The sequence below is a fragment of the Pseudoalteromonas sp. KS88 genome, from assembly GCF_004766475.1.
GTDB lineage: Bacteria > Pseudomonadota > Gammaproteobacteria > Enterobacterales > Alteromonadaceae > Pseudoalteromonas.
In genome coordinates, this window is the sequence record NZ_PYHV01000041.1 from 1,503 (window position 1) to 25,665 (window position 24,163).

Sequence of the window (24,163 nt, forward strand, 5' to 3'; positions counted from 1 at the left end):
CAAAAAGACGACTCAAGTTAACGATTAACTTGGCTTGAGTTGCTTTTTATTTTAACCGCCATGCAATTAGATGAACTAAGTTTCATCAATGAATTTAAAAGTGTCCAGATTGCACTTTAAACCGAATCTTTATAATTGTGTGTGAAGATGTTGTCAAAGGTGGCTCAAGCTTTTTTTAAAGCTTGGGCTGTTTTTATATATGCCCCTTCGGTTTTCTTTGTGAATAAGCCCCGAGTAATTTTGCAACACTAGCTTGCCCAGCCTTTAGCAAATTAGTGCTAATTAACTGTCTTATTTCATCAGGTTTATTCTGACTAAGCTTGAAATTGCCATGCCAAGTAATAGGTTTTAATTCTATAAAAGCTAGCTGCTTAAACATACCACGTAAACTCTTTTCTGAAAGCTGTGATATTTGCCAGTTATCTTGCACTGGTGCATTAAAATGTTGTTCAAAGTGATCCGTTAATAATGTCATTATTTGCTTTTGCTTACTAAGTGAGGTGACTATGTTCACTTCGGCTGTCACTTCAACGCGAGCATAAAGCCAACTAGGTAAAGTTTTGTTATTAGAATAGGAAGGGGGCAAATAACAGTTTTCACTGTTAAACACTAAGCCGACCTCTTGCTTATTAAGTGCTGATAGCGGGTTATAGATTGCTGCGTGACCTATAAAAAGTTGTTGGGAGCTATCAAACAATAAAGGTATTTGACATACATCGTTTAATTTACTCTCAGATCGTGGCAGTAAAATCGTTGCCAGAGGATATTCCTTGATTAAAGCAAGCTGTTGCTGGTGATCGTCTTGGCAGAAATGGTTTGCTGGATACATTATAGCTTTCCTTCTAACTGTAACTTTATGGTCGCCCACTGCTGATCAATGATGCTAAATTTGGCAGTGTTACGGTATGAGCCATCAGCAAGTAACCTATCTTTATAAGCAATTCCTTCAAAACGAGCACCTAGGCGTGTAATGGCGTTACGAGACTTTTGATTTTTTTCATGGGTATTAAAGCTAATACGCACTAGGTCTAACTCATCAAATGCATAACGTAATAATAGGTATTTAGCGTGGGTATTCACAAAGCTGCGTTGCCAAGGGGTGCCTATAAAAGTATGGCCAATTTCAGCGCTGCGATTATGTTTATCTAACCTAAATAAACGGGTAGTGCCAAGTACTTGCTCACTAGCCTTATCAATAATGGCAAATACAATTTGTTGCTCGGCATCAAATTGCGCTGTATTAATAAACCAGTCATTAAGTGTTTGCTGTGTTTCGGTGTAGTTCATTAACACCCAACGCCATATTTTTGTGTATTGCCCTGCTTGGTATAAACCACCAAGGTGCTTATCTTCTAATGGTGCTAACAGCAACTTATCTGTTTGCTGGCTTTTTAGAGTAAACATGTGTGTCCTTATAATCATTATCAAACTATTGCATAAGCTACCTTTCTTTGGTTATCTATAAACAACCAGATATTACTTTTCTTCTATACCAGTTGAGTGGCACATGCACCCTTTAGATATTCAGTTCGATGACACAAGTAAAGCTAAATACTTACAACTTGCGCAGTCCATTCGCGCAGCAATCATTAAAGGCAACTTGGCACCCGGCACAAAGTTAAGCTCGGCGAGAGTAATGGCACAGACATACCAATTAAATCGCCATACCATTATGAACGCATTGCAGTTATTAGTTGCTGAGGGGTGGTTGGTATCGTTTCAGCGTTCAGGGTATTGCGTAACCGAATCGTTACCTATTGAAAGCAGTGTTAACTCGCGCGGTACACCAAAGTTGGTTGCTAAGCCTTATCAGTTCTCGCAGCAATTGAAAACACCACAAACAATGGAACTAAACCAGTATCGTTTCAACTTTGCTGGGGGGTTACCTGATTTAGCTTGTTTTCCACACAAAGAGTTTAAACGCGCTATGAGCCAGATATTTAACTATTTAGATGTGACGAAACTTCATTATGGTGATATCAGTGGCGTTGCTGAGCTTAAACTACAGATAGAACATTATTTGCATAAAGCACGTAACTTAAAACCCGCTGATTTATTAATTTGTAATGGTTCGCAAGAGGCCCTATTTTTAATAGCAAAAGCGTTTGTTGGTAAAGGTGACTTTGTTGCCTGTGAAACGTTAGGTTACCCACCTGCTAGGAAAGCATTTGCTGCATGTGGCGCGCAGCTTATAGATATAAAACAAGATGATGAAGGGTTGTGTGTTGATGACCTAAAAGCTCAGCTTGAATGTTATCCCATTAAATTACTGTATTTAACACCGCTACATCAGTATCCGACCACAGTGACTTTATCGCCTACACGGCGCTTACAAATTTATCAGTTATGCTATAGCCATAACGTGATGATCATTGAAGATGATTACGACCATGAATTTCATTATCGGTGTCAGCCTTTGCAACCCATGGCTGCCGACGACCCTGCTGGTATTGTGATTTACCTCTCAACGTTTTCAAAAATCATGTTTTCAGCAGCGCGTATTGGCTATATTTGTGCCGCGCCTGAAGTAATTGCGCAATTAACCGTCTGGAAGCAGCTGATGAACCATAAAAATGATGTGGTCATGCAATTAGCTGTGGCGCAGTGGATGAAAGAGGGTGGCTTTGAGCGCCATTTAAAGCGTATGACAAAGCTCTATAAACAGCGCTATGAAGATATGGATAGCTGTTTAACAGCGCTTCAAGCAAAAGGGTATCCAATCGAGTATATAAAACCCGATGGTGGTATGGCGATGTGGGTTAATTTTAATCGACCCGTTGAGCATTTAAAAAAAGCCCTGGCGCAGCTCGGTGTTTACGTACAAACTGAGCCTGAGTTTTATTTTAAAGATGGAGTACGCAGTTTAAAACCTGATAAGCAAAGTTACATTCGACTAGGCTTTGCTGGGCAGTCGAGTGAAAAAATGCAACAGGGTTTAGCAGTAATTATTAAAACACTGTATCTATCAAAATAATCATATCTGACTTTACTTTAAATCTTCACTATCAAAATACAGTGGTTTTAAAGTGCCGCAATTGATAAATTTATACGTGAGTTCGCTTTCTTTTGGTACACGTTTGGAAGTGCGAAACTTCTGTAAGCATGCGTTGGCTAGATCAACAAAAATAAGGTGATTATAGCTCGGGGCCTGACTTATTTTATGAATATAAATACGCTCATTTTCTTTTAAGGTAATTAAATCATATTCTTGCCATTGCGATGACTCAGCTAAATCATCTAATTCACGGGCATAAAGTAGTTTGCTCATTTCGATGGTGCGATTTTCATATACCAAGGAGCCATCGCGGCGGTAATCGCCGTTATACACATCAGCAGTTATTGTTATCTCTTCACCACGCATTAAGCGTTGAATATTAAATGGTTTAGGTTTAATGGTAATGAGCTCAGCGCCTCTTACAACATTTAAAAAAGCAACGTCAGGGTTATCAATTTTATACACTACTTGTACGTCATGTGGTTGCTTGTAAGTCGGTAAGCTTACAGCAAAGATGCGTGAACCTTGATTCACCAGTGCCATGGCATGCTCAGCATTATATGCTGGGTTTATTGGTGGTAATTCTTTTGCTTCTTCTTCGCAATACGCTGTAGTCGTTAGCCCTAGCAGCAACATAAAAAATAATAACCGCATAATAACCTCAATTAATTTATAAGCTTAAAGTGTAGCTTAAATTTGTACTACCACTATTAAAAACGTGCAGCTTGCTCTATAACAATGGCATGTCGTTTAGCTAGGCGCATATGATCTCTGTCGTAGCCACCGCCGATCACGGTTGCCACTGGTGTATTATGCTCAATACAGCGCTTTATAACCAAGTTATCCCGCTTTTCAATGCCTTGCCAGGTTATATCGAGTTTACCTAAACCATCTTCTTGCCAAACATCAACACCTGCATCATAAAGCACAAGATCAGGAGTAAGCTCTTTTAATAAAAATTGTAGTGTGTCATCAACAACACCTAAGTATTCATCATCTTGCATATTATTGGCGAGCCCAATGTCTAAATCACTCGGCGATTTTCTAAAGGGGAAGTTTTTTTCACAGTGAATTGAACAGGTGTATGCGTAAGGTTGATGGGTAAGCATTGCAGCCGTACCGTCACCTTGGTGAACATCGAGATCAAAAATAAGTATATTGGTCACTTCTTTGTTTTGTATTAAGGTTTGTGCAGTAAATGCCAAGTCGTTAACCATACAATAACCGGAGCCAAAATCTGTGTGCGCGTGATGAGTGCCCCCAGCTAAGTGGCAGGCTAAGCCGTGTTGAAGGGCAAGGCGTGCTGTTTCAAGAGTGCCAAGTGGTGCGGTAAATGTACGCGCTATGAGCGGTTCCGACCAAGGTAGGCCAATGCGTCTGAGGGCTTTTTCATCGAGCTTATTATGCCATAAGTCGTCTAAGTAATTAGCACAGTGCACTAATTCAAGATCATCTGGATTGCCCAGTCTCGGTTGAATTAAATTACTATTTATTAACCCTAACTCTTTAACGTGTTGGTATAAATTCGCAAACTTGCTCATTACAAAGCGGTGTTTAGGGTCAAAGTTAAATGAGTAATTAGGATGATAGACCAAAGGTAAGTGTGGATTTAAAGTCATAATTCGCCATAATGCACAGTTTGCACTATGGTAATCAACTTCCTTTGTTTAGTCTATTGTGGTGTGTGTATCAGCATGCCAAGTTCCCGATGAAGCAGTGTATCATCTCCGAGGTTAAGCTCAACCAAACGCTTAAGGTGCGTGATACTGTCTATACCTATATGCGTACAATGCAACCCGATATGAAGAGGCTCAACATGGCTAATCTCAACAGCCATGGCAATGCTTACCTGGCTATCAGGTAGGGTAAAGTTAAGTTCTGCCGACTGATGTTTATCTGCCTTTAAGCCACTGGGATGGCTGATCAATACACCATTTAGCGATACATCAAGCAGTTCACAGTTATAACTTTGCTCGTTTAATAATAGTGTTGCGGGGGTAGAAAACAACACGCGAGTATATTTGCGACGATTATTCATAACTATTATGACCCATTAATTAATGTGGGAGTTAATATTATAGCCAATAATCTACTAATTGAGAGTGCGATTTGTTCATTTAAAATAAAAAGCCCCGCATAAATGCAGGGCTTAAAATATGTTTAGAACCTAGCCAATCTTTTTATACTTAATACGTTTAGGTTGCGCTGCTGCTGCACCTAGTGTCTTTTTAAGCCACTCTTCATACTCTGTGTAGTTACCATCAAAGAAGTTAATTTGACCTTCATCACGGTAATCAAGAATATGCGTTGCAATACGGTCTAAGAACCAACGGTCATGCGAGATACACATAACATTACCCGGGAACTCTAAAATTGCATTTTCAAGCGCACGTAATGTTTCAACGTCCAAGTCATTGGTTGGCTCATCCAGTAAGATGACATTGCCGCCTGCTTTTAATAGCTTGGCTAGGTGTAAACGGTTACGCTCACCACCTGATAGGTCCTTAACAAACTTTTGTTGGTCATTACCTTTAAAGTTAAAGCGGCCTACGTAAGCACGGCTTGGGAATTCAAAGTTGCCAATTTTAAGCACATCTTGGCCATCAGCGATTTCTTGGAAAACCGTATTGCTGTCGTCCATGTTGCCACGGAACTGATCAACGGTTGCAAGCTCAACTGTTTCACCAATGGTGATATCGCCGCTATCTGGCTTTTCTTCACCGCTTAGCATTTTAAACAGGGTTGATTTACCCGCACCATTGGCACCGATAATGCCAACAATGGCACCTTTTGGCATGGTGAAGTTTAAGTCATCGATTAATACGCGATCGCCAAAGCTCTTCTTCAAGTTTTTAACTTCAATTACTTGGTCGCCTAAACGCGGGCCAGGTGGAATGAATAGCTCGTTGGTTTCGTTACGCTTTTGGTAGTCAGAGTGTTGTAACTCGCTAAACTGCGCCATACGCGCTTTAGACTTAGCTTGACGACCTTTCGGGTTTGAACGTACCCACTCAAGCTCTTGAGCAATTGATTTTTGGCGGGCTTTTTCAGATTTTTGCTCTTGCTGCAGGCGCGCATCTTTTTGTTCAAGCCAAGAAGAGTAGTTACCTTCCCACGGAATACCTTCACCACGGTCTAGCTCTAAAATCCAACCTGCTACGTTATCTAGGAAGTAACGGTCATGCGTTACCGCCACAACGGTGCCTTCGTAATCATGTAAGAATCGCTCAAGCCAGGCAACTGATTCAGCATCTAAGTGGTTAGTTGGCTCATCGAGAATAAGCATGTCTGGCTTTTCAAGTAATAAACGACAAATCGCGATACGACGACGCTCACCACCTGATAACACTTCAACTTTAGCATCCCAAGGCGGCAAACGTAGCGCATCAGCGGCGCGCTCTAATACGTTGTCAATATTGTGGCCGTCATGGGCTTGAATAATGGCCTCTAGTTGGCCTTGCTCTTTGGCTAGCGCGTCGAAGTCAGCGTCTTCCATCGCGTATTCGTTATACACTTCATCAAGACGACTTAATGCGTTTTTAACTTCACTGACCGCTTCTTCAACGGTTTCGCGCACGGTTTTGCTTTCATCGAGTACCGGCTCTTGCGGTAAGTAACCAATTTTAATACCAGGCTGAGGGTGTGCTTCACCTTCAAACTCTTGATCAACACCAGCCATAATGCGCAGCAAGCTTGATTTACCTGAGCCGTTTAAGCCAAGTACACCAATTTTTGCGCCAGGGAAAAAATGTAATGAGATATCTTTTAAGATAGTGCGCTTTGGTGGCACAACCTTAGATACTCGACTCATCGAGAAAATAAACTTATCAGGTAAAACCATGGAGGAAAGCCTTCAAATAATAATAAAAATTTCAATGTTGTATTGTAGTTGTTGAGGGGTGAAACAGTCAACGAATGGGGCGTTGAATATATGTTTATCGTTTTATCTTGTTAAATGTATAGTTTTATCTGCGTGTGCTAACGTATTTAAACCACAACAAAATAAGAAAAAATATGACAATACACACACTAATCGTAACGGTCGCTTTATTTATACTGAGCGTAATAACCCCAAATGCGCAGGCAGTTGATTCACCCTGGCCTGAAATAAGAAAACAACGTATTAACCAACTGCTTCCAAATGCCTTAAAAGCGGCTGATGTAGATGCTTGGCTTATCGTATGTAGAGAGAATAATAATGATCCACTGGCGGATCATATAGGTTGTGAAAACGCGGGTTCACCAGCAGCTTATTTATTCTATTTTAATAAAGGAGAGTTTCATTCTGTTGCTTACTCTCCTTCAAGCGAAGCAAAGGCACTTGATGAGCTTGATATACACGAAAAGGTTATATCGGTACCTCGCAGTGTGTCCGCATTAAAATACGCCGCTGAGTTTATAAACACGCAATCATTTCGCCGAATTGCAATAAATGTATCCGATCTTAATGCACAGGCCGATGGGCTATCGCACTCGCAATATAAGCAACTGACTAGTTTATTAAGTGCTGAGCAGGCTGAGAAGTTAATATCATCTGAAGAGGTGGTTTATCAATGGCTATCAATCAAGTTACCGGCTGAAGTTGAAATAATGAAAGAAGCTGCGATGCTTTCAGCAAAGTGGCAACTAGAAGCATATAGCATTATTGTTCCTGGTAAAACGACCGATGCAGAAGTGGCTAAATTTTTAAAAATGAAAATGAAAGCTCATGGGGTCACGGATGCTTGGGCTGCAGACCAAAACCCGAATGTAAATTCAGGCCCTGACCGAGGCCACTCTCATTCTACCGATAAAGTGATTATGCCTGGTGATGTCATACAAATTGATTTTGGTGTAAAACTTCATAATAAATGGGTAAGCGATATCCAACGCTTTGCATACGTACTTAGGGAAGGCGAAACGGCTGCGCCCGCCAATATTCAACAATACTGGGTGAACGCACGAGACAGTGGTTTTGCTGCTTTTAACGCAATGAAACCAGGTGTAAAGGGAATTGAGGTCGATGATGCGCAAACCGTATTAATGAATAAATACAATTCAGAACCAGTGCCTTGGAGTACAGGTCATCCTGTAGGATATGTTGCACATGACACGGGCCCTAACTTGGGGGGATCTCGAAGTGCACAAGTAAGGCCCGCATCTCAGCGTAAGCTTAAAGAGGGAATGGTGTTTGCCTTTGATGGTTTTTTCAGCTGGCGTTTAAGTAGCGATACTTTTAAAACCATCTCCGTTGAGGAAATGGCAGTCATCACTGCAAACGGTGCTGACTACTTAATACCGCCCCAGCAAAACTTGATTTTAGTGGGTAAAAGCCAATAAGTCGCTAAAAGTGTAACTTTGTTCATGAAGGTCACGGTATACCTTAATAGTGGTTTAACGTGACCTATTACTCAGGGTAAAACCGACTTAAATAAAATTCATTTAGACATCTATACATCTAGAGGTTGAAATTTACTGCTAACCGTTCATAATTAACCATTGGTTAAAATGATGCGTGGAGTGAATGAATGCCTATTACAGTAAAGGATGAATTGCCTGCCATTGCAAAGCTACGTCAAGAAAACGTCTTTGTAATGCCAAAAACCCGTGCGAAAACGCAAGAAATTCGCCCGATGCGACTGGCTATCTTAAACTTAATGCCGAATAAAGTAGAAACTGAAGTTCAGTTTATTCGCTTACTGGCAAATTCCCCTTTGCAAGTGAATGTTGAGCTTTTACGCTTAGACACTCACCGTAGTAGCAGTAACTCTGAGCAACATTTAGACACCTTTTACCGTTATTTTTCAGAAGTAAAAGACAACAACTACGATGCTATGTTGGTAACCGGTGCACCGCTGGCGCATTTAGAATACGACGACGTTGCCTATTGGGATGAACTTAAAGTGATTCTCGATTGGGCTGAGCAACATGTTACATCAACTTTGTTTTCGTGTTGGGCGGCGCATGCAGGGTTATTTCATCACTACGGGTTAAAACGCGAGTTAAAACCGAATAAACTCAGCGGTGTATTTACTCACCATTGTTACTTTGAACACGCCGCGCTTACTCGTGGTTTTGATGATACTTTTGTAGTGCCACATTCTCGTTTTGGCCATATTGATATTGAAAAGATAAATGCTTGTGATGATTTAGTTGTGCTGGCGGGTTCGGAGCGAGTCGGTGCTTACTTACTTAAGAATAAGTCAGGCAGCCAAGTATACATAACCGGCCACCCAGAATACGATGCCGACACATTAAAAGGTGAATACCAACGCGACCTTGCAAAAGGGCCTGACGCGGTAATTCCTGAGAACTACTTTCCAGATAACAATCCAGATAACGAGCCGTCGAAAACCTGGCAAAGCCATGCCTTTTTGCTTTTTTCGAATTGGTTAAATTATTATGTATATCAAACCACACCTTATGATATTAATCTCGTTAGCCAAGCAGTAAGGACTAACAACTATGCCGAGTAATACAGTGAATAAACATGCAGAACTAACCGAGGCGCTAAAACAGCGAATTTTAATCCTCGACGGCGCTATGGGCACCATGATCCAAGAGCATAAATTAGAAGAGCAAGATTACCGTGGTGAACGTTTTAAAGACTGGCATGTATTAATTAAAGGCAATAACGACTTGTTAAGCCTGACTCAGCCTAAAATAATTGCTGATATTCACCGTGGCTTTTTAAATGCCGGTGCCGATATTATCGAAACTAACACGTTTAACTCAACCACTATCTCTATGGAAGATTACGACATGGCAAGCATTAGCCGTGAAGTAAACTTAGAGTCGGCCAAGTTAGCACGCAGCATTTGTGATGAGTTCACTGCTATAAACCCTGAAAAACCACGTTATGTGGCAGGGGTGCTTGGGCCAACCTCAAAAACTTGCTCAATCTCACCAGATGTAAATGACCCAGGTTATCGCAACGTGACATTTGATAAATTAGTCACCGCCTATGTTGAATCGACCCTTGCGTTAATGGAAGGCGGCGCTGATTTAATTTTAATTGAGACTATTTTTGATACCTTAAACGCTAAAGCGGCGTCGTTCGCTGTTGAAGAAGCGTTTGAGCAGGCAGGGCGTAAGTTACCAGTAATGATCTCAGGCACGATAACTGATGCGTCAGGCCGTACACTTTCAGGGCAAACCACCGAAGCGTTTTATAATTCAATCCGCCATATTAAGCCTATTTCAATTGGTTTAAATTGTGCTCTTGGCCCAGATTTATTGCGCCAATATGTGGAAGAATTATCACGAGTGTGTGAAACTTTTGTCTCTGTTCACCCTAACGCAGGCTTACCTAATGAGTTTGGTGAATACGACTTAGAAGCACCTGAAATGGCAGAAGAAATCATTGATTGGGGTAAGTCAGGCTTTATAAATATTGTTGGCGGTTGCTGCGGCACAACGCCTGCTCATATTAAAGCATTTGCTAAAGGTCTTGAAGCGGTTAATCCTCGCCAATTACCTGAGCTTGAAGTGCGCATGCGCTTATCTGGCCTTGAAGCGTGTAATTTAAATTAGGGAAACCGACATGACACAACAAATAGCAGTATTTACTAACGTCGGTGAGCGTACCAATGTAACCGGCTCAGCCATGTTCAAGCGTTTGATCATGGAAGAAGATTATGAAACCGCCCTTAATGTAGCCCGTGAACAAGTTGAAAATGGCGCGCAAGTAATTGATATCAACATGGACGAAGCCATGTTGGACTCAAAAGCCGCAATGGTAAAGTTTTTAAACTTAATTGCCTCAGAGCCTGATATTTCGAAAGTACCTATTATGGTTGATTCCTCTAAGTGGGAAGTGATCGAAGCGGGCTTAAAGTGTATTCAAGGCAAGGCGATTGTTAACTCAATCTCACTAAAAGAAGGCGAAGAGCCATTTATTCGCCAAGCTAAAATTATTAAGCGCTTTGGTGCTGCTGCCGTGGTAATGGCGTTTGATACTGATGGCCAGGCCGACACCGCAGATCGCAAGTATGAAATTTGCGAGCGCAGCTACCGAATTTTGGTCGACGAAATAGGCTTCCTGCCAGAAGACATTATTTTTGACCCAAATATTTTTGCCGTTGCTACGGGTATCGAAGAGCATGATAACTACGCGGTCGAGTTTATTGAAGGCACGCGTCGCATCAAGCAAAACTTACCCCATTGTAAAGTGTCGGGTGGGGTATCAAACGTATCGTTCTCGTTCCGTGGTAATAACCCAGTGCGTGAAGCAATTCACTCGGTGTTTTTGTACCATGCCATAAAAGCAGGCATGGATATGGGTATTGTAAACGCAGGGCAATTAGCTGTTTATGACGATATTCCAGAAGAGCTACGTAAAGCCGTTGAAGATGTAATTTTAAATACCGACTCAGGTGCGGGTGAGCGCTTAGTAGAGCTTGCACCTAAGTTTTCAGGTATGGCGCAAGCTGAGCGAGTTGAAGATTTAGAGTGGCGTACGTGGCCTGTTGAAAAGCGCCTTGAACATGCGCTTGTGAAAGGTATTACAGAATACATAGACGAAGATACCGAAGAATGCCGCGCGGGTGCTGATAAACCCATTCACGTCATTGAAGGGCCATTAATGGATGGCATGAACGTGGTAGGTGACTTATTTGGCGCGGGTAAAATGTTTTTACCTCAAGTGGTAAAATCAGCGCGAGTAATGAAGCGTGCCGTGGCCTACCTTGACCCATTCATTGAAGCTGAAAAAGAAGAAGGCGCCACTAACGGTAAAGTCGTAATGGCCACTGTTAAAGGTGACGTACACGACATTGGTAAAAACATTGTTGGTGTGGTGCTGCAATGTAATAACTACGAAGTGATTGATTTAGGTGTAATGGTACCGGCTGAGAAAATACTGCAAACAGCCATTGATGAAAAAGCCGATATTATTGGTCTATCAGGCCTAATTACGCCGTCACTTGATGAAATGGTGCATGTTGCTAAAGAAATGACACGCCGTGGTTTTGAACTGCCGTTATTGATTGGTGGCGCGACGACGTCTAAAGCGCATACTGCGGTTAAAATTGAGCCGCAATACGACAAAGGTGTAGTGTACGTAAATAACGCCAGCCGCGCCGTAGGTGTGGTTTCAAACTTATTATCAAAAGAGTTAAAGCCTGCCTTTTTAGAAAAAACCAAAGCTGAATATGTAAAAGTACGCGAGCAACAAGCGCGTAAAAAGCCGCGCTCAAAACCGGTGACTATTCAACGCGCTCGTGATAACGCAGCCCAACTTGATTGGGATAACTACACGCCACCGGTGCCGAAAAAACTCGGTGTGACTGAGTTTAAGAATGTCTCTATTGCCACTTTGCGACAATACATCGACTGGACGCCATATTTTATGACGTGGTCAATCGCGGGGAAATACCCACGGATAATGACTGATGAAGTCGTCGGTGAGCAAGCGCAAAGCTTATTTAAAGACGCCAACGAGATGCTCGATGAGCTTGAGCAATCAGGCACTTTGCAGCCGCTTGGGGTGATTGGTTTATTCCCTGCTAACCGTGTGGGGGATGACATTGAAATATACACAGACGAAAGCCGCTCTGAGGTATTAACCACGTCGTGCCATTTACGTCAGCAAACCGAAAAAACTGACTTTGCAAATTATTGCTTAGCGGATTACATCGCGCCAAAAGGCACACCTGACTACTTTGGTGCGTTTGCGGTTACTGGTGGACTTGAAGAGGACGACCTTGCTGAAGCATTTGATGCTAAACAAGATGACTATAATAAAATTATGGTCAAAGCGGTAGCCGATAGACTCGCTGAAGCGTTTGCAGAATATTTGCACGAGCAAGTGCGTAAAGAGTATTGGGGTTTTGCACCGGATGAAAACTTATCAAACGATGAGCTTATTCGTGAAAACTACCAAGGTATTCGCCCAGCACCTGGTTACCCAGCGTGCCCTGAGCACACAGAGAAAAAGAAAATCTGGCAGTTGCTCGACACCGAAAAGCGCATTGGCATGCAGCTCACCAGCTCATACGCCATGTGGCCAGGTGCCGCAGTATCAGGTTGGTACTTCTCTCATCCAGAGGCTAAATACTACGCGGTAGCGGCAGTACAAAAAGATCAGGTTGAAGACTACGCCAAACGAACCAATATGACGCTTGAGGAAGCCGAGCGTTGGCTATCACCTAACTTGGGGTATGAACCGGAGTAAGTGAAGCTGTAGGCTTTAAGTGATAAGTTGTAAGTAAAAAACGAGCCAAATTAGGCTCGTTTTTTTCGTTGATGGCTTTCTATGTTTTAATTGTTACGGAAAATAGCGATAACTCAATTGTTTACATACTAGATGTTAGATGCAATTATTAAGCGGTTAAATTGTGAGTAGTTTAGATAGAATAAATTGACTATTAAGCTTTCAGTTAAGTTCTATTGAGGAGTATCAGTGCAGACAATTACGGAAGATCAGTTATCTCTTGAATATTACGGTACGGTAGTAGAAAAAGGGCAACTAAAAGCGAAAGATGTGGCTCGTTACATCTTAGCTTTAGATGAGTTTATGAATGTCGTAACTACAGAAGCTTATGGTAAAGATGCATCACTCAATTTGGATGTATCTGGCTTTAGAGGGCTGTCATTTGACATTGACTTCTTATTGCAGGTCGTTGGTTTGACCTCGGGAGCATTATTTTGTACGAGTTCGCCCAAAGATCTTATTACTCTTGCAACAGACTCAATTAAATTGTGTATTTATTTAGCTGGAAAGCAACCTAAACAGTGTACGCCAAATAGTAATGTGAATACGGTCAATATAGAAAACTCAAATGGGCAGACTCAGGTATTTCATATCCAAACTTTAAATGTTCTTTCCGATCCTAAAGCTGCTAATTCATTAGATACTTTCATTAGAGAACCTTTGGTTAAAGGGTTGAGTGAAGTTAAATTGAAGTCTTCAAAGTTTGATATTCAAACTAAAGCTTCAGCTAATGATGCAGAATTCTTTAAGCCATTAGATTTCGATTTACCTTTATCAAAAAATACAATTACAACAGGCTTAACAATAGAATCGCCATCTTTTAAAGATGGAAATAAATGGAAGCTTAATGATGGGCAGTCTAGTTTTTATGCTGAAATTATTGATAGGGTGTTTATTGAATCTGTAGACAAGGGGGAAAGGTTTGGAAAAGGGGATTTGTTAATCGTTGAAATGGAAATAATTCAGACTAAAACACCTCAAGGTTTGAAAATCGAAAAGCTTATTACAAAAGTTAAAGACCACAAAGAAGCACCCGAACAAAAAGGGATGTTCTGAAGTTGGTTATTTAAGTTTATAGATAATTTTAAAGGACCACACATGAAGCTCCCTCATTATATTATCTTGAGCTTGGCCTTTTTATTCAGTGCGAATAGTTTTGCGCTTGAGCAGCAATATCATCAAAATATTTCCCCTATTATTACAGCGTTTAAAGCTGATGATAGAGCGGCTATTGCTGCGCTTATACGTTACCCACTAAAAAGACGATATCCACTGCCTGCTATTAAAAGTGAAGCGGAGTTAGTTGAGCGTTTTGATGAAGTGTTTGATGAGACGCTCATTAAACAGGTTGCCAATTCAAATGTTGATACTGATTGGGATAAAGTGGGCTGGCGAGGCATTATGCTAAATAGTGGTATCGTTTGGGTTGATACCGACGGTAAAATTATCGGGATAAATCATCAAACAGCCAAAGAGCAGCAGTTGGCGAAACGTTTAATAGCAGCCGATAAACAAGCGCTGCACCCAAGTGTTAGTACTTTTACAAAGCCAATATTAGATTGGCAAACGGCTAAATATCGTGTTCGTGTTGATAATTTAGGTGATGGAAACTACCGTTATACGTCATGGAGTAAAGGTAAAAAAACCAGTGATAAGCCAGATATAGTCTTACTAAAAGGTGAGCTTGAATTTGAAGGCAGTGGCGGTAATCATAGCTACACATTTAAAAACGGCCGCTATAGCTACGTATTACAAGTCACGGTAATTGGTTGTGATACCTCACCACCCGGATGGCTTGAAGTATATAAAGACGAGACGTTGTTATTGTCTGACGCTGTGATCAGTGCAGTTAATAAGGCTAATTAAGTATCTAGTGAAGAGCAGCTATTTTTGTATTTGCTGTGAAGCGCAAACTGTAATTAAAAGTGGTAACTAGCGATGAAAACAATCGGCATGCTCGGTGGTATGAGCTGGGAGTCAACAACCAGCTATTATAAGGCCTTAAATGAAGGCGTTAAAAATTCGCTGGGTGGGCTGCACAGTGCAAAAATTTGTATGGTTAGCGTTGATTTTGCTGAAATTGAAAAATTACAGCATCAAGGGAATTGGGCCGAGACTGCGAATATACTTACCCAAGCTGCAAAGTAAGTAGAGGCTGGTGGTGCCGATTTTTTGCTAATTTGTACCAACACAATGCACAAAGTAGCTGATGAGATTGCTAGTAATATTAGCATTCCAATTTTGCACATTGCCGATGCCACGGCTGAGCAACTAAAACGCGATAACATTTCGCGAGTAGGGTTGTTGGGGACGCAATTTACCATGGAGCAAGACTTCTATAAAAAGCGTTTAGTCGATAAACATAATATTGAAGTAATTACTCCAGAGTTAGCAGAGCAAAAAGTTATTCATGATGTTATTTATTCGGAGCTTTGCTTAGGTAAGATAAACGATGGTTCGAGAACGCAATACCTACACGTTATACAGCGTCTTTTTGACCAAGGTGCTCAGGCTGTCATTTTAGGGTGTACAGAAATAGCGTTGTTGGTAAAGCCGCAACACACGAATGTGCCTCTATATGATACCGCTAAAATACATGCGCAAGAGGCAGTAAAATTAGCGTTATCTAAATAATTTTAGGTTGAGTAACCATTATTTAGTAGATAATAAAAAACCGCCAAACGGCGGTTTTTTGCTGCTAAGCATTTATGAATTAATGGCTTTTTTCAAAGTCGTTAACTTCGCGCTCAGCTTCTTCTTTAGATTTACCGTATTTCTGTTGGATTTTACCAACCAGCTCTGTACGGCTACCTTCGATTTTGTCTAAATCGTCGTTGGTAAGGTCGCCCCACTTTTGTTGCGCTTTACCCTTAAGTTCTTTCCAATTACCTTCGATACGATCACTGTTCATAATTAGCTCCTTATATTGGTTAATGAATTTACTTTCATTAGTAAATAAGCAAGCTCTACACCAAATTTTAAGTTGTATAAAAATCAGTGCCTTACAAGTTGTGCTCAAAAAAATCATTTTGTTAGATTTAAAATTACATCGTTCTTACAAGGTGCTCTGTAATTATTTCAGACACATAACTTTACCGAAATAAGCTTTTATAAAATAAATAGTTGTTAAAGCTAAATTTATTACTACATTTTATAGAGCGTCATAAAAGTGTAATAACAAAGGACTGGGGTGGATGAAAAGTATTAAAGCAAAGCTAATGTTAACTATTGTAAGTGCATTTATCTTTATTTTAGTAGGTGCATTGTTTGCTCTTTACGTTGTTCAAGGTGTTGCAAAAGATTTAGATAGCCTCATAAATCAAGAGTTACATTCTCGCCAGCAAGTGAGCCTTGTTTTAAATCAGTTTAAATCTCAAGTACAAGAGTGGAAAAATATTCTTATTCGTGGGGAAAACCCTCAACAGTATGAGAAGTACTTGGCGAGTTTTAAAGAAAAAGAACAAGCAGTCGTAAAAATTACCAACGAGCTTATTAAATCATCTTATTTACCCCCTAGCATGCTTAAACAGGTAAAAGAGTTTAAGGTTGAACATGAAAAACTAGGGCAGCTTTACCGTGAGGGATTAATAGCTTTTAAAGCCGCTAACTATAATACACAAGGTGGAGATAGAGCAGTAAAAGGCATTGATAGAGCTGCGGTGTCTTTGTTGGCAGATCTTAATAGCAGTATTGATAACTTGGTTAACACCAAAACTAACAGCCTGATTGCAAAAAAAGAAACATTTATAACACAAAGTACGGTTGTGCTGGTGGTCTTAGCCTTTATTGTAATATTGCTGCTCACTTTTTATGTGCAAAAGCTGATCATTAAGCCTGTTTTAGCAGCCTCTAAAATTGCTGACCAAATAGCAAAAGGAAATCTTGCAAATGAGATCAAAGTACATAGCAAGGATGAAATAGGTAAGTTGCTGTTAAATTTAGATGCAATGCAAGACAACTTAAATAAAATGCAAGATGACCTGACCCAAAAAATGGAGTATCAACGAACACAAGCGCAAGAAAACGGCAGGATAAAGCAAGCGCTTGATAATGCAACGTCTCCCGTTATGCTTGCAAACCAAGATGGCGTTATTATTTACGCTAACCAACAATGTCAGGCATTATTTTCCCAGTATCAGGGAGCTATTGGTCATACGCGAGAGTTAATGTCGCTAGAAATAAAGCAATTATTTGCAGGCCATGAGCAATTACCAACTATACAAAAAGGTGAGTCACAACAAGTTAACTGTGAAGCAGAATTTGAACATGTCATATTAAATATTATTGCCAACCCTGTACTTGATGACGCTGGACAGTCAAATGGAGTGGTATATGAACTGACAGATTTAACACAGCAGCGTCAAGCTGAGTCACAAATAGAGACAATCATCCAAGCCGCTGTAGCGGGTAAGTTAGCGTCGAGATTAAGCACTCAAGGTTACAGTGGATTTATGCTGGTTTTATCTTCAGGCATCAATAGAATGCTCGATGCTATAGTTAGCCCAATAGATCAAACCCGTGATTACTTAAATCATATAGCAAAAGGTAATATACCAACATCGATTGATGGAAGTTATCAAGGTGATTTTTTAGAAATTAAGCAAAGCCTTGAAACATCAACTAACGCGATTAAAGAATTAATAAATGACACTAATTATTTAGTGGATGCTGCCTCACAAGGGTTATTGTCAAAGCGGGCTGATGAAGAAAAACATCAAGGTGACTTTAAAAAGATAATCCAAGGAATAAACTCAACATTAGATTCGATCATTGAGCCGGTACAGCTAACATCCCATTATTTAGACGATATTGCCGTCGGAAAGTTACCTCAAGCTTTGAGTGATAAGTATCAAGGTGATTTTTTACAAATTAAAACAAGTTTAGAAACCAGTATTTTAGCGATTCAGAATATGGTGCAAGACAGTGCTCGTTTAGCCAGTGCTGCAAGCCAAGGGGATATACAGGCTAGAGCAAATGAACAAAATCATAATGGTGAATTTTTAGCGATTGTTAAGGGGATAAACAGCACACTTGATGCCATATCAGCTCCTTTGGGTGAATGCATTACTGTAATGCACTCACTCTCAGAGGGCAACTTGAGTCAACAAATTCAAGGTAATTACGAAGGCCAATTTAACGAGTTAAAACGTTCTGTAAATACAAGTGTAAGTAACCTTTCAAACATGGTGTCTGAAATTACGTCAACAACCCTAACAATTACAGGCTCCTCTCATAATATTCGCGCAGGGATGAATGATTTAAATACACGCACAGAGTCACAGGCCGCATCAATTGAAGAAACAACAGCATCGATGGGGGAAATGACAGAAACCGTAAAAGTAAACTCTACCAATGCGCATAAGGCAAATGAGCTTGCAATAGTGACAGATCAGCAGGCGCAAGAAGGAGGGGAGTTAGTTAATAATACAGTTAAAGCAATGAAGGAAATAAGTAATAGCTCTACTGAAATTTCAAATATTATAGAAGTAATAAACGAAATTGCTTTTCAAACAAATTTGTTAGCATTGAATGCAGCTGTTGAAGCTGCCCGAGCGGGTGAAAAAGGCCGTGGTTTTGCCGTTGTTGCAGCAGAGGTCAGAAACTTGGCACAGCGCAGTGGTAATGCATCAAAAAGTATTGCTGGGCTATTAAATGATAGTTCAGAAAAAGTGCAACACGGAATGGAGTTAGCTGCAAAGTCAGGAAAGACGTTAAGTGATATAGTTTCAAGCATTAAAAATTTAGCATCACTTATGCAAGATATTGCTAGTGCGAGCAGCGAGCAATCATCAGGTATTGCGCAAATTAATAGCGCGGTAAAAGAGATGGATAGGATCATTCAGATGAATGGCGAGCTTGTTGAAAATACTAATTCCTCTAGCAATAGCTTATCAAAAGATGCAGAAGCGTTGAAGAGCTTAATGGATCAGTTTACTGTTTAGCCTACGGTTAAACAGTAAACTGATTTGATAGAGCAAATAATTTTTGCAGCACGGGTTTTATTTAGTTTGATACACTAGCTAAAAAGCCAACTTAGGTGAGTAAAGCGTGCTGCCCGTTCAGAATATCTATCAACAACTTGTCAATACATTAAAATCAAACCCGATGACCCTGCTGCAAGCCCCCCCTGGTGCAGGTAAGTCAACTTGGCTACCACTAAACTTAATGCGTGACGGGCACTTTAAACGCATTGTTATGTTAGAGCCACGACGTTTAGCTGCGCGTAATATTGCAAATTATTTGGCTAGTTGCCAAGGTGAGCCTGTCGGCCAAAGTGTAGGCTTGCGGGTGCGCGGTGAAAGCAAAGTAAGCGCTCATACCCGCCTTGAGATTGTGACCGAGGGCATGCTCACGCGCATGCTGCAAAATGACCCTGAGCTAAGTGATGTTGATTTACTGATATTTGATGAATTCCATGAACGCTCCATTGCAGCAGATACGTCCTTGGCTTTTGCACTTGAGAGCCAAGGTGCGTTGCGGGAAGATTTAACTATTTTGCTTATGTCGGCAACACTTGATACCGAGCGATATGTGGCTTTTTTTGACTGCCCTGTAGTGCAATCGCAAGGGCGAAGCTTCCCAATTGATGAAGTGTATATTCCGCTAAAAGATGAAAGCCGCTGGCTTGAAGAAATACCCGCCATAATTAAGCAAGCACTGAGCGAGCAAGCGGGCAGTGTATTAGTGTTTTTACCAGGGCAACGCGAAATAGTGCGTGTTCAACAAGCGCTTAATGATTTACCTGCTGATTGTGAGGTATTTACCCTGTTTGGTGAGCAAGATAAAAGCCAGCAACAAGCTGCTATCGCACCAGCCGTTCAGGGCAAACGAAAAATAGTACTGACAACGAATGTCGCTGAAACCAGCTTGACCATTGAAGGCATTCGCATTGTTGTTGATAGCGGTAAACGCCGCGCTGCCAGTTTTAATTTAAAAACCGGGGTAACAGAGCTTACTACGCAAAGTATTTCGCGTTCATCAGCAGTGCAACGTGCAGGACGTGCTGGACGAATAGAGCCTGGCGTGGTTTACAGATTGGGCTCAAAGCAAACATTTGAACGGCGCAATAGCCATGATAGCCCAGAGATTCTCACCTCAGATATTAGTCAGCTCATGCTCGAAGCCAAGCTGTGGGGCGCTGATATTAATGGACTAACATTGCTGGATAAACCAACTGAGCAGCAAGCTAAACAAGGATTGAGCTTACTACAGATGTTAGAAGCGTTAGATGATAAGGGTAAGCTGACTGAGCTTGGCAGTAAAATGCTAACATTTGGTGCTGATATTCGCTTGGCACACATGTTATTAAAAGCGCAGCAGTTAGATCAACAATGCGCAGGCATATATCAGTTAGCTATTTATTTGGTCGCCTTATTAGAAAGCCGCATTAATTGCGCTGCTGAGCTTAATGTTGCCCTGCACAGTATGCAACAACGGCCTCATCCAGTATTTAAACAACAGCTTAAGTATTGGCATAGCCGTTTAAAAGTAAACGATAAAAAAAGCGAACTAAAGAGTGAATACCTTAGCGTGCTAGTCGCACTTGCTTACCCTGATCGAATTGCCAAAAAGCGCGGTAATGGATACTTACTTGCTAATGGCGCTGGCGCTGAACTTAATGGCGACTATTGGCACAACGACGAATATCTAGCAATAGCAACTATGGGCGGCCATAAAGGTGGGCGGATTTTTGCAGCAACAGCGTTAAGCCCATTTGAGCTTGAGGAGTATTTGCCGCATTTATTCACTGAGCAAACTCGCTGTGAGTTTGACGAAAAAGCAGCGCGCTTTATTCATCAAGATGAAGTTAAGCTCGGTGCTATAACTCTTAGCAGTCAACCCAGTAAACAAAAGCTTGATAAAAATGAGCGTGCCAAAGCATGGCTTAGCTTATTTAGAAAGCACGGTTTTGCACTTTTTAACGAGCAACCAGATGCCCAGCAATTACTTATTCGCATGAGTTTAGCTTATAAACTTTTACCTGAGCAGTTTCCACCAATTACAGAGCAATCGCTTATTGAGCAAGCTGATACTTGGCTCGGCGTATACCTGCAAGATATCAAAACCCTGGATCAACTTAAAAAGTTTAACTATTTTGAAGCACTGCAAAACGGTTTTGATTGGCAACAGCAAACGGCATTGAAAGCATTATTACCACTGCGCTTAGCTGTGCCGAGCGGTTCAAATATTAAAATAAGCTATCAACTTGATGGCCCTGCAAAGCTTAGCGTGCGTATGCAAGAGGTGTATGGTATGACAAGCTCTCCTCTACTTGCCCAAGGTAAATTGCCATTACTAATGGAGTTATTATCGCCAGGTAAACGTTCTTTGCAACTAACTCAAGATTTAGCTCACTTTTGGGCAACCAGTTATCGCGAAGTACAAAAAGAAATGAAAGGCCGTTACCCCAAACATTTTTGGCCCGATGACCCAGCTAATAGCGTTGCCACCAATAAAGTGAAAAGTAAGATGTGAGCAGAGTGAAATTGACACTGTTTGATAAACTATACTTTAAAAATTAAGCGCTCTTTAGTAGGCTGAAACGACTATTTTTAACAAGGAATTTTGATGAAAAAACAATGTGTTTTATTGGTCTTTATGGTTTTTGCTACATTTAATCTGCAAGCCAATGAAGAGCAAACAGCCGCTACACAGTGGTTAGCTTTAGTAGATAGTGGTGACTACTCGTTGAGTTGGCAGCATAGTGATGCATTTTTTAAAGAAAATGTAAGCCAAGACCTTTGGGTATCAAAACTTGGGGAGGTTCGTAACCCGCTAGGTGATGTTAAATCCCGTCAGCAACTAAACCGTAAAACGTTTGATTCATTGCCACAGCTACCTAAAGGTGAGTATGTATTACTGCAATTTAATACTGATTTTACTAATAGATCTGAGTCGACAGAAACGGTTACTTTAAAAAAGTCGGATCAAAAATGGTTAGTGATCGGTTATTTTATTCAATAGTTAATTGGCTATTTAATCAGCCTAGGAGCCAATGTGTCTAATCATATTACCCTTGCTCAATATGTAAAAAAGCGTACTGGTGTGCCTTTAGGCGCGAAGGGCTCAATGAGCAACATGCTTAAACGCTCTTTAGGGGCGTCTTCATTTTATTTATTTTGGCGCTATTGGAATCCCATTTGGAGTTACTACTTGTCACGCTATGTGATGAAGCCGGTATCATCATTTTTGCCTCAATGGTGTGCTGTGATAGTAACATTTGCAATCAGTGGGGCGTTGCACGACTTAGCCGTCATGCTAATAAAATGGAAGCTATTATGCTTTTTTACTCCTTGGTTTAGTTTAATGGGTGTGTGTGTGCTGCTGAGCCTCAAACTAAACTTATCGTTTTCTCAATTTTCAATGCCTGTAAGAGCCTTCATTAATTTTCTCTATATTTGTGGTAGTTTTTACCTTACTGATCTGCTTTTTTAAATGAATCATTAAAATATAACGCTATACATTTCATTTGTTTATTGTTTATTGTTTATATGATGTCTGTAATTTAATCAATGGAATGCATGATGAAAAAGATAAAAATTATATTTTCTGTGGTTTTAATATGTGCGTCGCTCAGTGTTACGGCTGCGAACAAAGAGCTAGAGACACTTGCTCAACAATGGTAGCCACTCAAGCACCAAACGCAACACATAAAGAGCTAGAAGCTTTTTTGACGTTATTAAGTGATGATGTAGGTAATCAACATATTCCATTCCAGCGTGATGATACACGAGCACCTGACGGTAAAGAAAGTATGCGCAAAGGCATGACATTTTATCTAGCTGCTCACACCGAGTATGAAGCAAAATTGCTCGACACATTTATTTTTAATAACTCAGGTTTTGCAATTCGCTATAGTCATCATGCTAAAGGTATTCACCCGCAAAACCAGCAGCCTATAGAATATAACCGGACTATTATGGATGTTATTGAAGTCGAAGATGGAAAAATAGCGATGATACGCAAATACCATCAGTAGTTATATTTTTAACAACTAAAAAGGAGTTTGTAATGCCACATTTTGTGATTGATTGTGCCAGTTCTATTTTAGACGACCATGATGAAATGACGATTAATAAAGCAATACACAAGGTTGCTCATAGCACCGACTTATTTATTGAAAGTGATATAAAGGTAAGAGTTAATCCCTTTGATAGCTATTTAGTCGGAAATAAGCAAGAGCCATTTATTCATATATTCACGCACATAATGCAAGGGCGCACTACAGAACAAAAAGCGGCACTATCTAAAGCGGTTGTCACTAAGTTAAATGAGATGTTTCCTGATATTAAAAATATCGCTATGAATATAAATGACTTTGAAAAAGCGACGTATTGTAACAAAAATCAGCTTTAGGTTACTGGCGCTAAAGTTGTAAATATAAAGCTTTTTTTATACAAGCTCTCAGATTTTAAAGTAACAAAATAAACAAACCTTAAACTTGAAAACATGATATTAAACTTAAGAAAATTTAAAACAGGTGATCAAGCCTTACTCGTTCAGTACCTCAATGACGCTGATGTTGCGCAATATCTTTCAACTAAAATTCCATTTCCTTACACGCAAGAAGATGCAAGCTGGTGGATTGAAACTGGCAGTCAGGCTGGTGCTATTTATGCAATTGAAAAAGATGGCCTGTTTATTGGGTGTATTAGTGCAATTGCAGGCCAGTTTGAATATTCTAAATCGGCAGAAGTCGGATATTGGTTGGCCAAAGACTATTGGGGGCAAGGGATCGTCACACATGCATTAATGTTGCTCTTGAAAGAGGTTAAAGTAAAAACGGATATCGTCAGGTTACATGCAGTCGTTTTTGAAGGTAATGCAGCGTCCAGTAAAGTGTTATTAAAATCTGGCTTTGTACATGAAGCCTTGCTAGAAAAAGCAATTTTTAAAGATGGTTGTTTTTTTAATGCGAATTTATATGGAAAAATTATTAAACCTTAGTCGTCAATATTAATAAACCTGTCTCTTAT

At 40.5% G+C, this 24,163-nt stretch carries 20 protein-coding genes and 2 pseudogenes; 15 read left to right on the forward strand and 7 right to left on the reverse strand.

Features of this window, described 5'->3' with window-relative positions; all coding sequences use genetic code 11:
* Positions 1-193 precede the first annotated feature (193 nt).
* Together C7Y70_RS19740 and C7Y70_RS19745 are read right to left on the reverse strand one after the other, a co-directional pair.
* Positions 194-829, reverse strand: coding sequence for an FMN-binding negative transcriptional regulator (locus tag C7Y70_RS19740; RefSeq protein ID WP_135476668.1), 636 nt, complete (start codon positions 827-829; stop codon positions 194-196).
* The gene (locus C7Y70_RS19745; RefSeq protein ID WP_135476670.1) at positions 829-1,404 is read right to left on the reverse strand and encodes a GNAT family protein; all 576 of its coding nucleotides are present in this window, start codon (positions 1,402-1,404) and stop codon (positions 829-831) included. The genes C7Y70_RS19740 and C7Y70_RS19745 overlap by 1 nt, the downstream gene beginning before the upstream one ends.
* A 103-nt stretch (positions 1,405-1,507) precedes the next feature.
* On the opposite strand from C7Y70_RS19745, the gene C7Y70_RS19750 reads away from it, so the two are divergent.
* Positions 1,508-2,974 carry a PLP-dependent aminotransferase family protein gene (locus tag C7Y70_RS19750; RefSeq protein WP_135476672.1) on the forward strand — a complete coding sequence of 489 codons (1,467 nt, stop codon included), beginning with the start codon at positions 1,508-1,510 and terminating at the stop codon, positions 2,972-2,974.
* A 12-nt stretch (positions 2,975-2,986) separates the two neighbouring features.
* On the opposite strand, the gene C7Y70_RS19755 is transcribed toward C7Y70_RS19750, so the two are convergent.
* The 4 genes from C7Y70_RS19755 to ettA form a co-directional block, all read right to left on the reverse strand.
* Positions 2,987-3,649, reverse strand: coding sequence for a hypothetical protein (locus tag C7Y70_RS19755; protein WP_099296460.1), 663 nt, complete (start codon positions 3,647-3,649; stop codon positions 2,987-2,989).
* 56 nt (positions 3,650-3,705) lie between these two features.
* Positions 3,706-4,614 carry a histone deacetylase gene (locus C7Y70_RS19760; protein ID WP_099296459.1) on the reverse strand — a complete coding sequence of 303 codons (909 nt, stop codon included), beginning with the start codon at positions 4,612-4,614 and terminating at the stop codon, positions 3,706-3,708.
* A 53-nt stretch (positions 4,615-4,667) separates the two neighbouring features.
* Positions 4,668-5,033, reverse strand: a complete 366-nt coding sequence (locus tag C7Y70_RS19765) for a PilZ domain-containing protein (RefSeq protein WP_135476674.1) — start codon at positions 5,031-5,033, stop codon at positions 4,668-4,670.
* Between the two features lie 129 nt (positions 5,034-5,162).
* Positions 5,163-6,836: an energy-dependent translational throttle protein EttA gene (gene ettA / locus C7Y70_RS19770; protein WP_087532894.1), complete on the reverse strand. Its 1,674-nt coding sequence runs from the start codon at positions 6,834-6,836 to the stop codon at positions 5,163-5,165.
* 173 nt (positions 6,837-7,009) lie between these two features.
* On the opposite strand from ettA, the gene C7Y70_RS19775 reads away from it, so the two are divergent.
* From C7Y70_RS19775 to C7Y70_RS19805, 7 genes and pseudogenes are all read left to right on the forward strand, one after another.
* Positions 7,010-8,314: a M24 family metallopeptidase gene (locus C7Y70_RS19775; RefSeq protein ID WP_135476676.1), complete on the forward strand. Its 1,305-nt coding sequence runs from the start codon at positions 7,010-7,012 to the stop codon at positions 8,312-8,314.
* A 188-nt stretch (positions 8,315-8,502) separates the two neighbouring features.
* Positions 8,503-9,450: a homoserine O-succinyltransferase gene (gene metA, locus C7Y70_RS19780; protein WP_099296456.1), complete on the forward strand. Its 948-nt coding sequence runs from the start codon at positions 8,503-8,505 to the stop codon at positions 9,448-9,450.
* A complete protein-coding gene (locus tag C7Y70_RS19785) occupies positions 9,440-10,507 on the forward strand; it encodes a homocysteine S-methyltransferase family protein (RefSeq protein WP_135476678.1) in 1,068 nt (355 codons plus the stop codon). Before metA ends, C7Y70_RS19785 begins: the two co-directional genes overlap by 11 nt.
* Before the next feature lie 10 nt (positions 10,508-10,517).
* The gene (gene metH, locus C7Y70_RS19790; protein WP_135476680.1) at positions 10,518-13,148 is read left to right on the forward strand and encodes a methionine synthase; all 2,631 of its coding nucleotides are present in this window, start codon (positions 10,518-10,520) and stop codon (positions 13,146-13,148) included.
* 228 nt (positions 13,149-13,376) lie between these two features.
* The gene (locus C7Y70_RS19795) at positions 13,377-14,243 is read left to right on the forward strand and encodes a hypothetical protein (protein ID WP_135476682.1); all 867 of its coding nucleotides are present in this window, start codon (positions 13,377-13,379) and stop codon (positions 14,241-14,243) included.
* A gap of 42 nt (positions 14,244-14,285) precedes the next feature.
* Complete coding sequence (locus tag C7Y70_RS19800) at positions 14,286-15,053, forward strand: hypothetical protein (RefSeq protein WP_135476684.1); 768 nt, start codon at positions 14,286-14,288, stop codon at positions 15,051-15,053.
* A gap of 72 nt (positions 15,054-15,125) precedes the next feature.
* Positions 15,126-15,821: pseudogene (locus C7Y70_RS19805) on the forward strand (aspartate/glutamate racemase family protein).
* Between the two features lie 79 nt (positions 15,822-15,900).
* Here C7Y70_RS19805 and C7Y70_RS19810 read toward each other — a convergent pair.
* Positions 15,901-16,098 carry a CsbD family protein gene (locus tag C7Y70_RS19810; protein WP_099296450.1) on the reverse strand — a complete coding sequence of 66 codons (198 nt, stop codon included), beginning with the start codon at positions 16,096-16,098 and terminating at the stop codon, positions 15,901-15,903.
* Between the two features lie 283 nt (positions 16,099-16,381).
* Here C7Y70_RS19810 and C7Y70_RS19815 point away from each other — a divergent pair, with 283 nt between their 5' ends.
* The 7 genes and pseudogenes from C7Y70_RS19815 (at position 16,382) to C7Y70_RS19845 (ending at position 24,134) form a co-directional block, all read left to right on the forward strand.
* Positions 16,382-19,129, forward strand: a complete 2,748-nt coding sequence (locus C7Y70_RS19815) for a methyl-accepting chemotaxis protein (protein WP_135476686.1) — start codon at positions 16,382-16,384, stop codon at positions 19,127-19,129.
* A gap of 106 nt (positions 19,130-19,235) precedes the next feature.
* The gene (gene hrpB / locus C7Y70_RS19820) at positions 19,236-21,662 is read left to right on the forward strand and encodes an ATP-dependent helicase HrpB (protein ID WP_135476687.1); all 2,427 of its coding nucleotides are present in this window, start codon (positions 19,236-19,238) and stop codon (positions 21,660-21,662) included.
* Positions 21,663-21,755: 93 nt separating this feature from the next.
* Positions 21,756-22,151 (forward strand): DUF4019 domain-containing protein, encoded by a 396-nt coding sequence (locus C7Y70_RS19825; RefSeq protein ID WP_135476689.1) that lies wholly within the window; start codon positions 21,756-21,758, stop codon positions 22,149-22,151.
* Positions 22,152-22,184: 33 nt separating this feature from the next.
* Complete coding sequence (locus tag C7Y70_RS19830) at positions 22,185-22,622, forward strand: MBOAT family O-acyltransferase (protein ID WP_099296446.1); 438 nt, start codon at positions 22,185-22,187, stop codon at positions 22,620-22,622.
* Between the two features lie 181 nt (positions 22,623-22,803).
* Positions 22,804-23,166, forward strand: a pseudogene (locus tag C7Y70_RS19835) (nuclear transport factor 2 family protein); the annotation flags it as partial.
* A gap of 32 nt (positions 23,167-23,198) precedes the next feature.
* Positions 23,199-23,543, forward strand: coding sequence for a 5-carboxymethyl-2-hydroxymuconate Delta-isomerase (locus C7Y70_RS19840; protein WP_135476691.1), 345 nt, complete (start codon positions 23,199-23,201; stop codon positions 23,541-23,543).
* 93 nt (positions 23,544-23,636) lie between these two features.
* Positions 23,637-24,134 carry a GNAT family N-acetyltransferase gene (locus C7Y70_RS19845; protein WP_135476693.1) on the forward strand — a complete coding sequence of 166 codons (498 nt, stop codon included), beginning with the start codon at positions 23,637-23,639 and terminating at the stop codon, positions 24,132-24,134.
* The last annotated feature ends 29 nt before the right edge of the window (positions 24,135-24,163 follow it).

What these genes read in the sequence shown, in the direction of transcription:
- C7Y70_RS19740 (WP_135476668.1), bottom strand. Translation starts at nt 829, where the DNA reads ATGTATCCAGCAAACCATTTCTGCCAAGACGATCACCAGCAACAGCTT.
- C7Y70_RS19745 (WP_135476670.1), bottom strand. Translation starts at nt 1,404, where the DNA reads ATGTTTACTCTAAAAAGCCAGCAAACAGATAAGTTGCTGTTAGCACCA.
- C7Y70_RS19750 (WP_135476672.1), top strand. Translation starts at nt 1,508, where the DNA reads ATGCACCCTTTAGATATTCAGTTCGATGACACAAGTAAAGCTAAATAC.
- C7Y70_RS19755 (WP_099296460.1), bottom strand. Translation starts at nt 3,649, where the DNA reads ATGCGGTTATTATTTTTTATGTTGCTGCTAGGGCTAACGACTACAGCG.
- C7Y70_RS19760 (WP_099296459.1), bottom strand. Translation starts at nt 4,614, where the DNA reads ATGACTTTAAATCCACACTTACCTTTGGTCTATCATCCTAATTACTCA.
- C7Y70_RS19765 (WP_135476674.1), bottom strand. Translation starts at nt 5,033, where the DNA reads ATGAATAATCGTCGCAAATATACTCGCGTGTTGTTTTCTACCCCCGCA.
- ettA (WP_087532894.1), bottom strand. Translation starts at nt 6,836, where the DNA reads ATGGTTTTACCTGATAAGTTTATTTTCTCGATGAGTCGAGTATCTAAG.
- C7Y70_RS19775 (WP_135476676.1), top strand. Translation starts at nt 7,010, where the DNA reads ATGACAATACACACACTAATCGTAACGGTCGCTTTATTTATACTGAGC.
- metA (WP_099296456.1), top strand. Translation starts at nt 8,503, where the DNA reads ATGCCTATTACAGTAAAGGATGAATTGCCTGCCATTGCAAAGCTACGT.
- C7Y70_RS19785 (WP_135476678.1), top strand. Translation starts at nt 9,440, where the DNA reads ATGCCGAGTAATACAGTGAATAAACATGCAGAACTAACCGAGGCGCTA.
- metH (WP_135476680.1), top strand. Translation starts at nt 10,518, where the DNA reads ATGACACAACAAATAGCAGTATTTACTAACGTCGGTGAGCGTACCAAT.
- C7Y70_RS19800 (WP_135476684.1), top strand. Translation starts at nt 14,286, where the DNA reads ATGAAGCTCCCTCATTATATTATCTTGAGCTTGGCCTTTTTATTCAGT.
- C7Y70_RS19810 (WP_099296450.1), bottom strand. Translation starts at nt 16,098, where the DNA reads ATGAACAGTGATCGTATCGAAGGTAATTGGAAAGAACTTAAGGGTAAA.
- C7Y70_RS19815 (WP_135476686.1), top strand. Translation starts at nt 16,382, where the DNA reads ATGAAAAGTATTAAAGCAAAGCTAATGTTAACTATTGTAAGTGCATTT.
- C7Y70_RS19825 (WP_135476689.1), top strand. Translation starts at nt 21,756, where the DNA reads ATGAAAAAACAATGTGTTTTATTGGTCTTTATGGTTTTTGCTACATTT.
- C7Y70_RS19840 (WP_135476691.1), top strand. Translation starts at nt 23,199, where the DNA reads ATGCCACATTTTGTGATTGATTGTGCCAGTTCTATTTTAGACGACCAT.
- C7Y70_RS19845 (WP_135476693.1), top strand. Translation starts at nt 23,637, where the DNA reads ATGATATTAAACTTAAGAAAATTTAAAACAGGTGATCAAGCCTTACTC.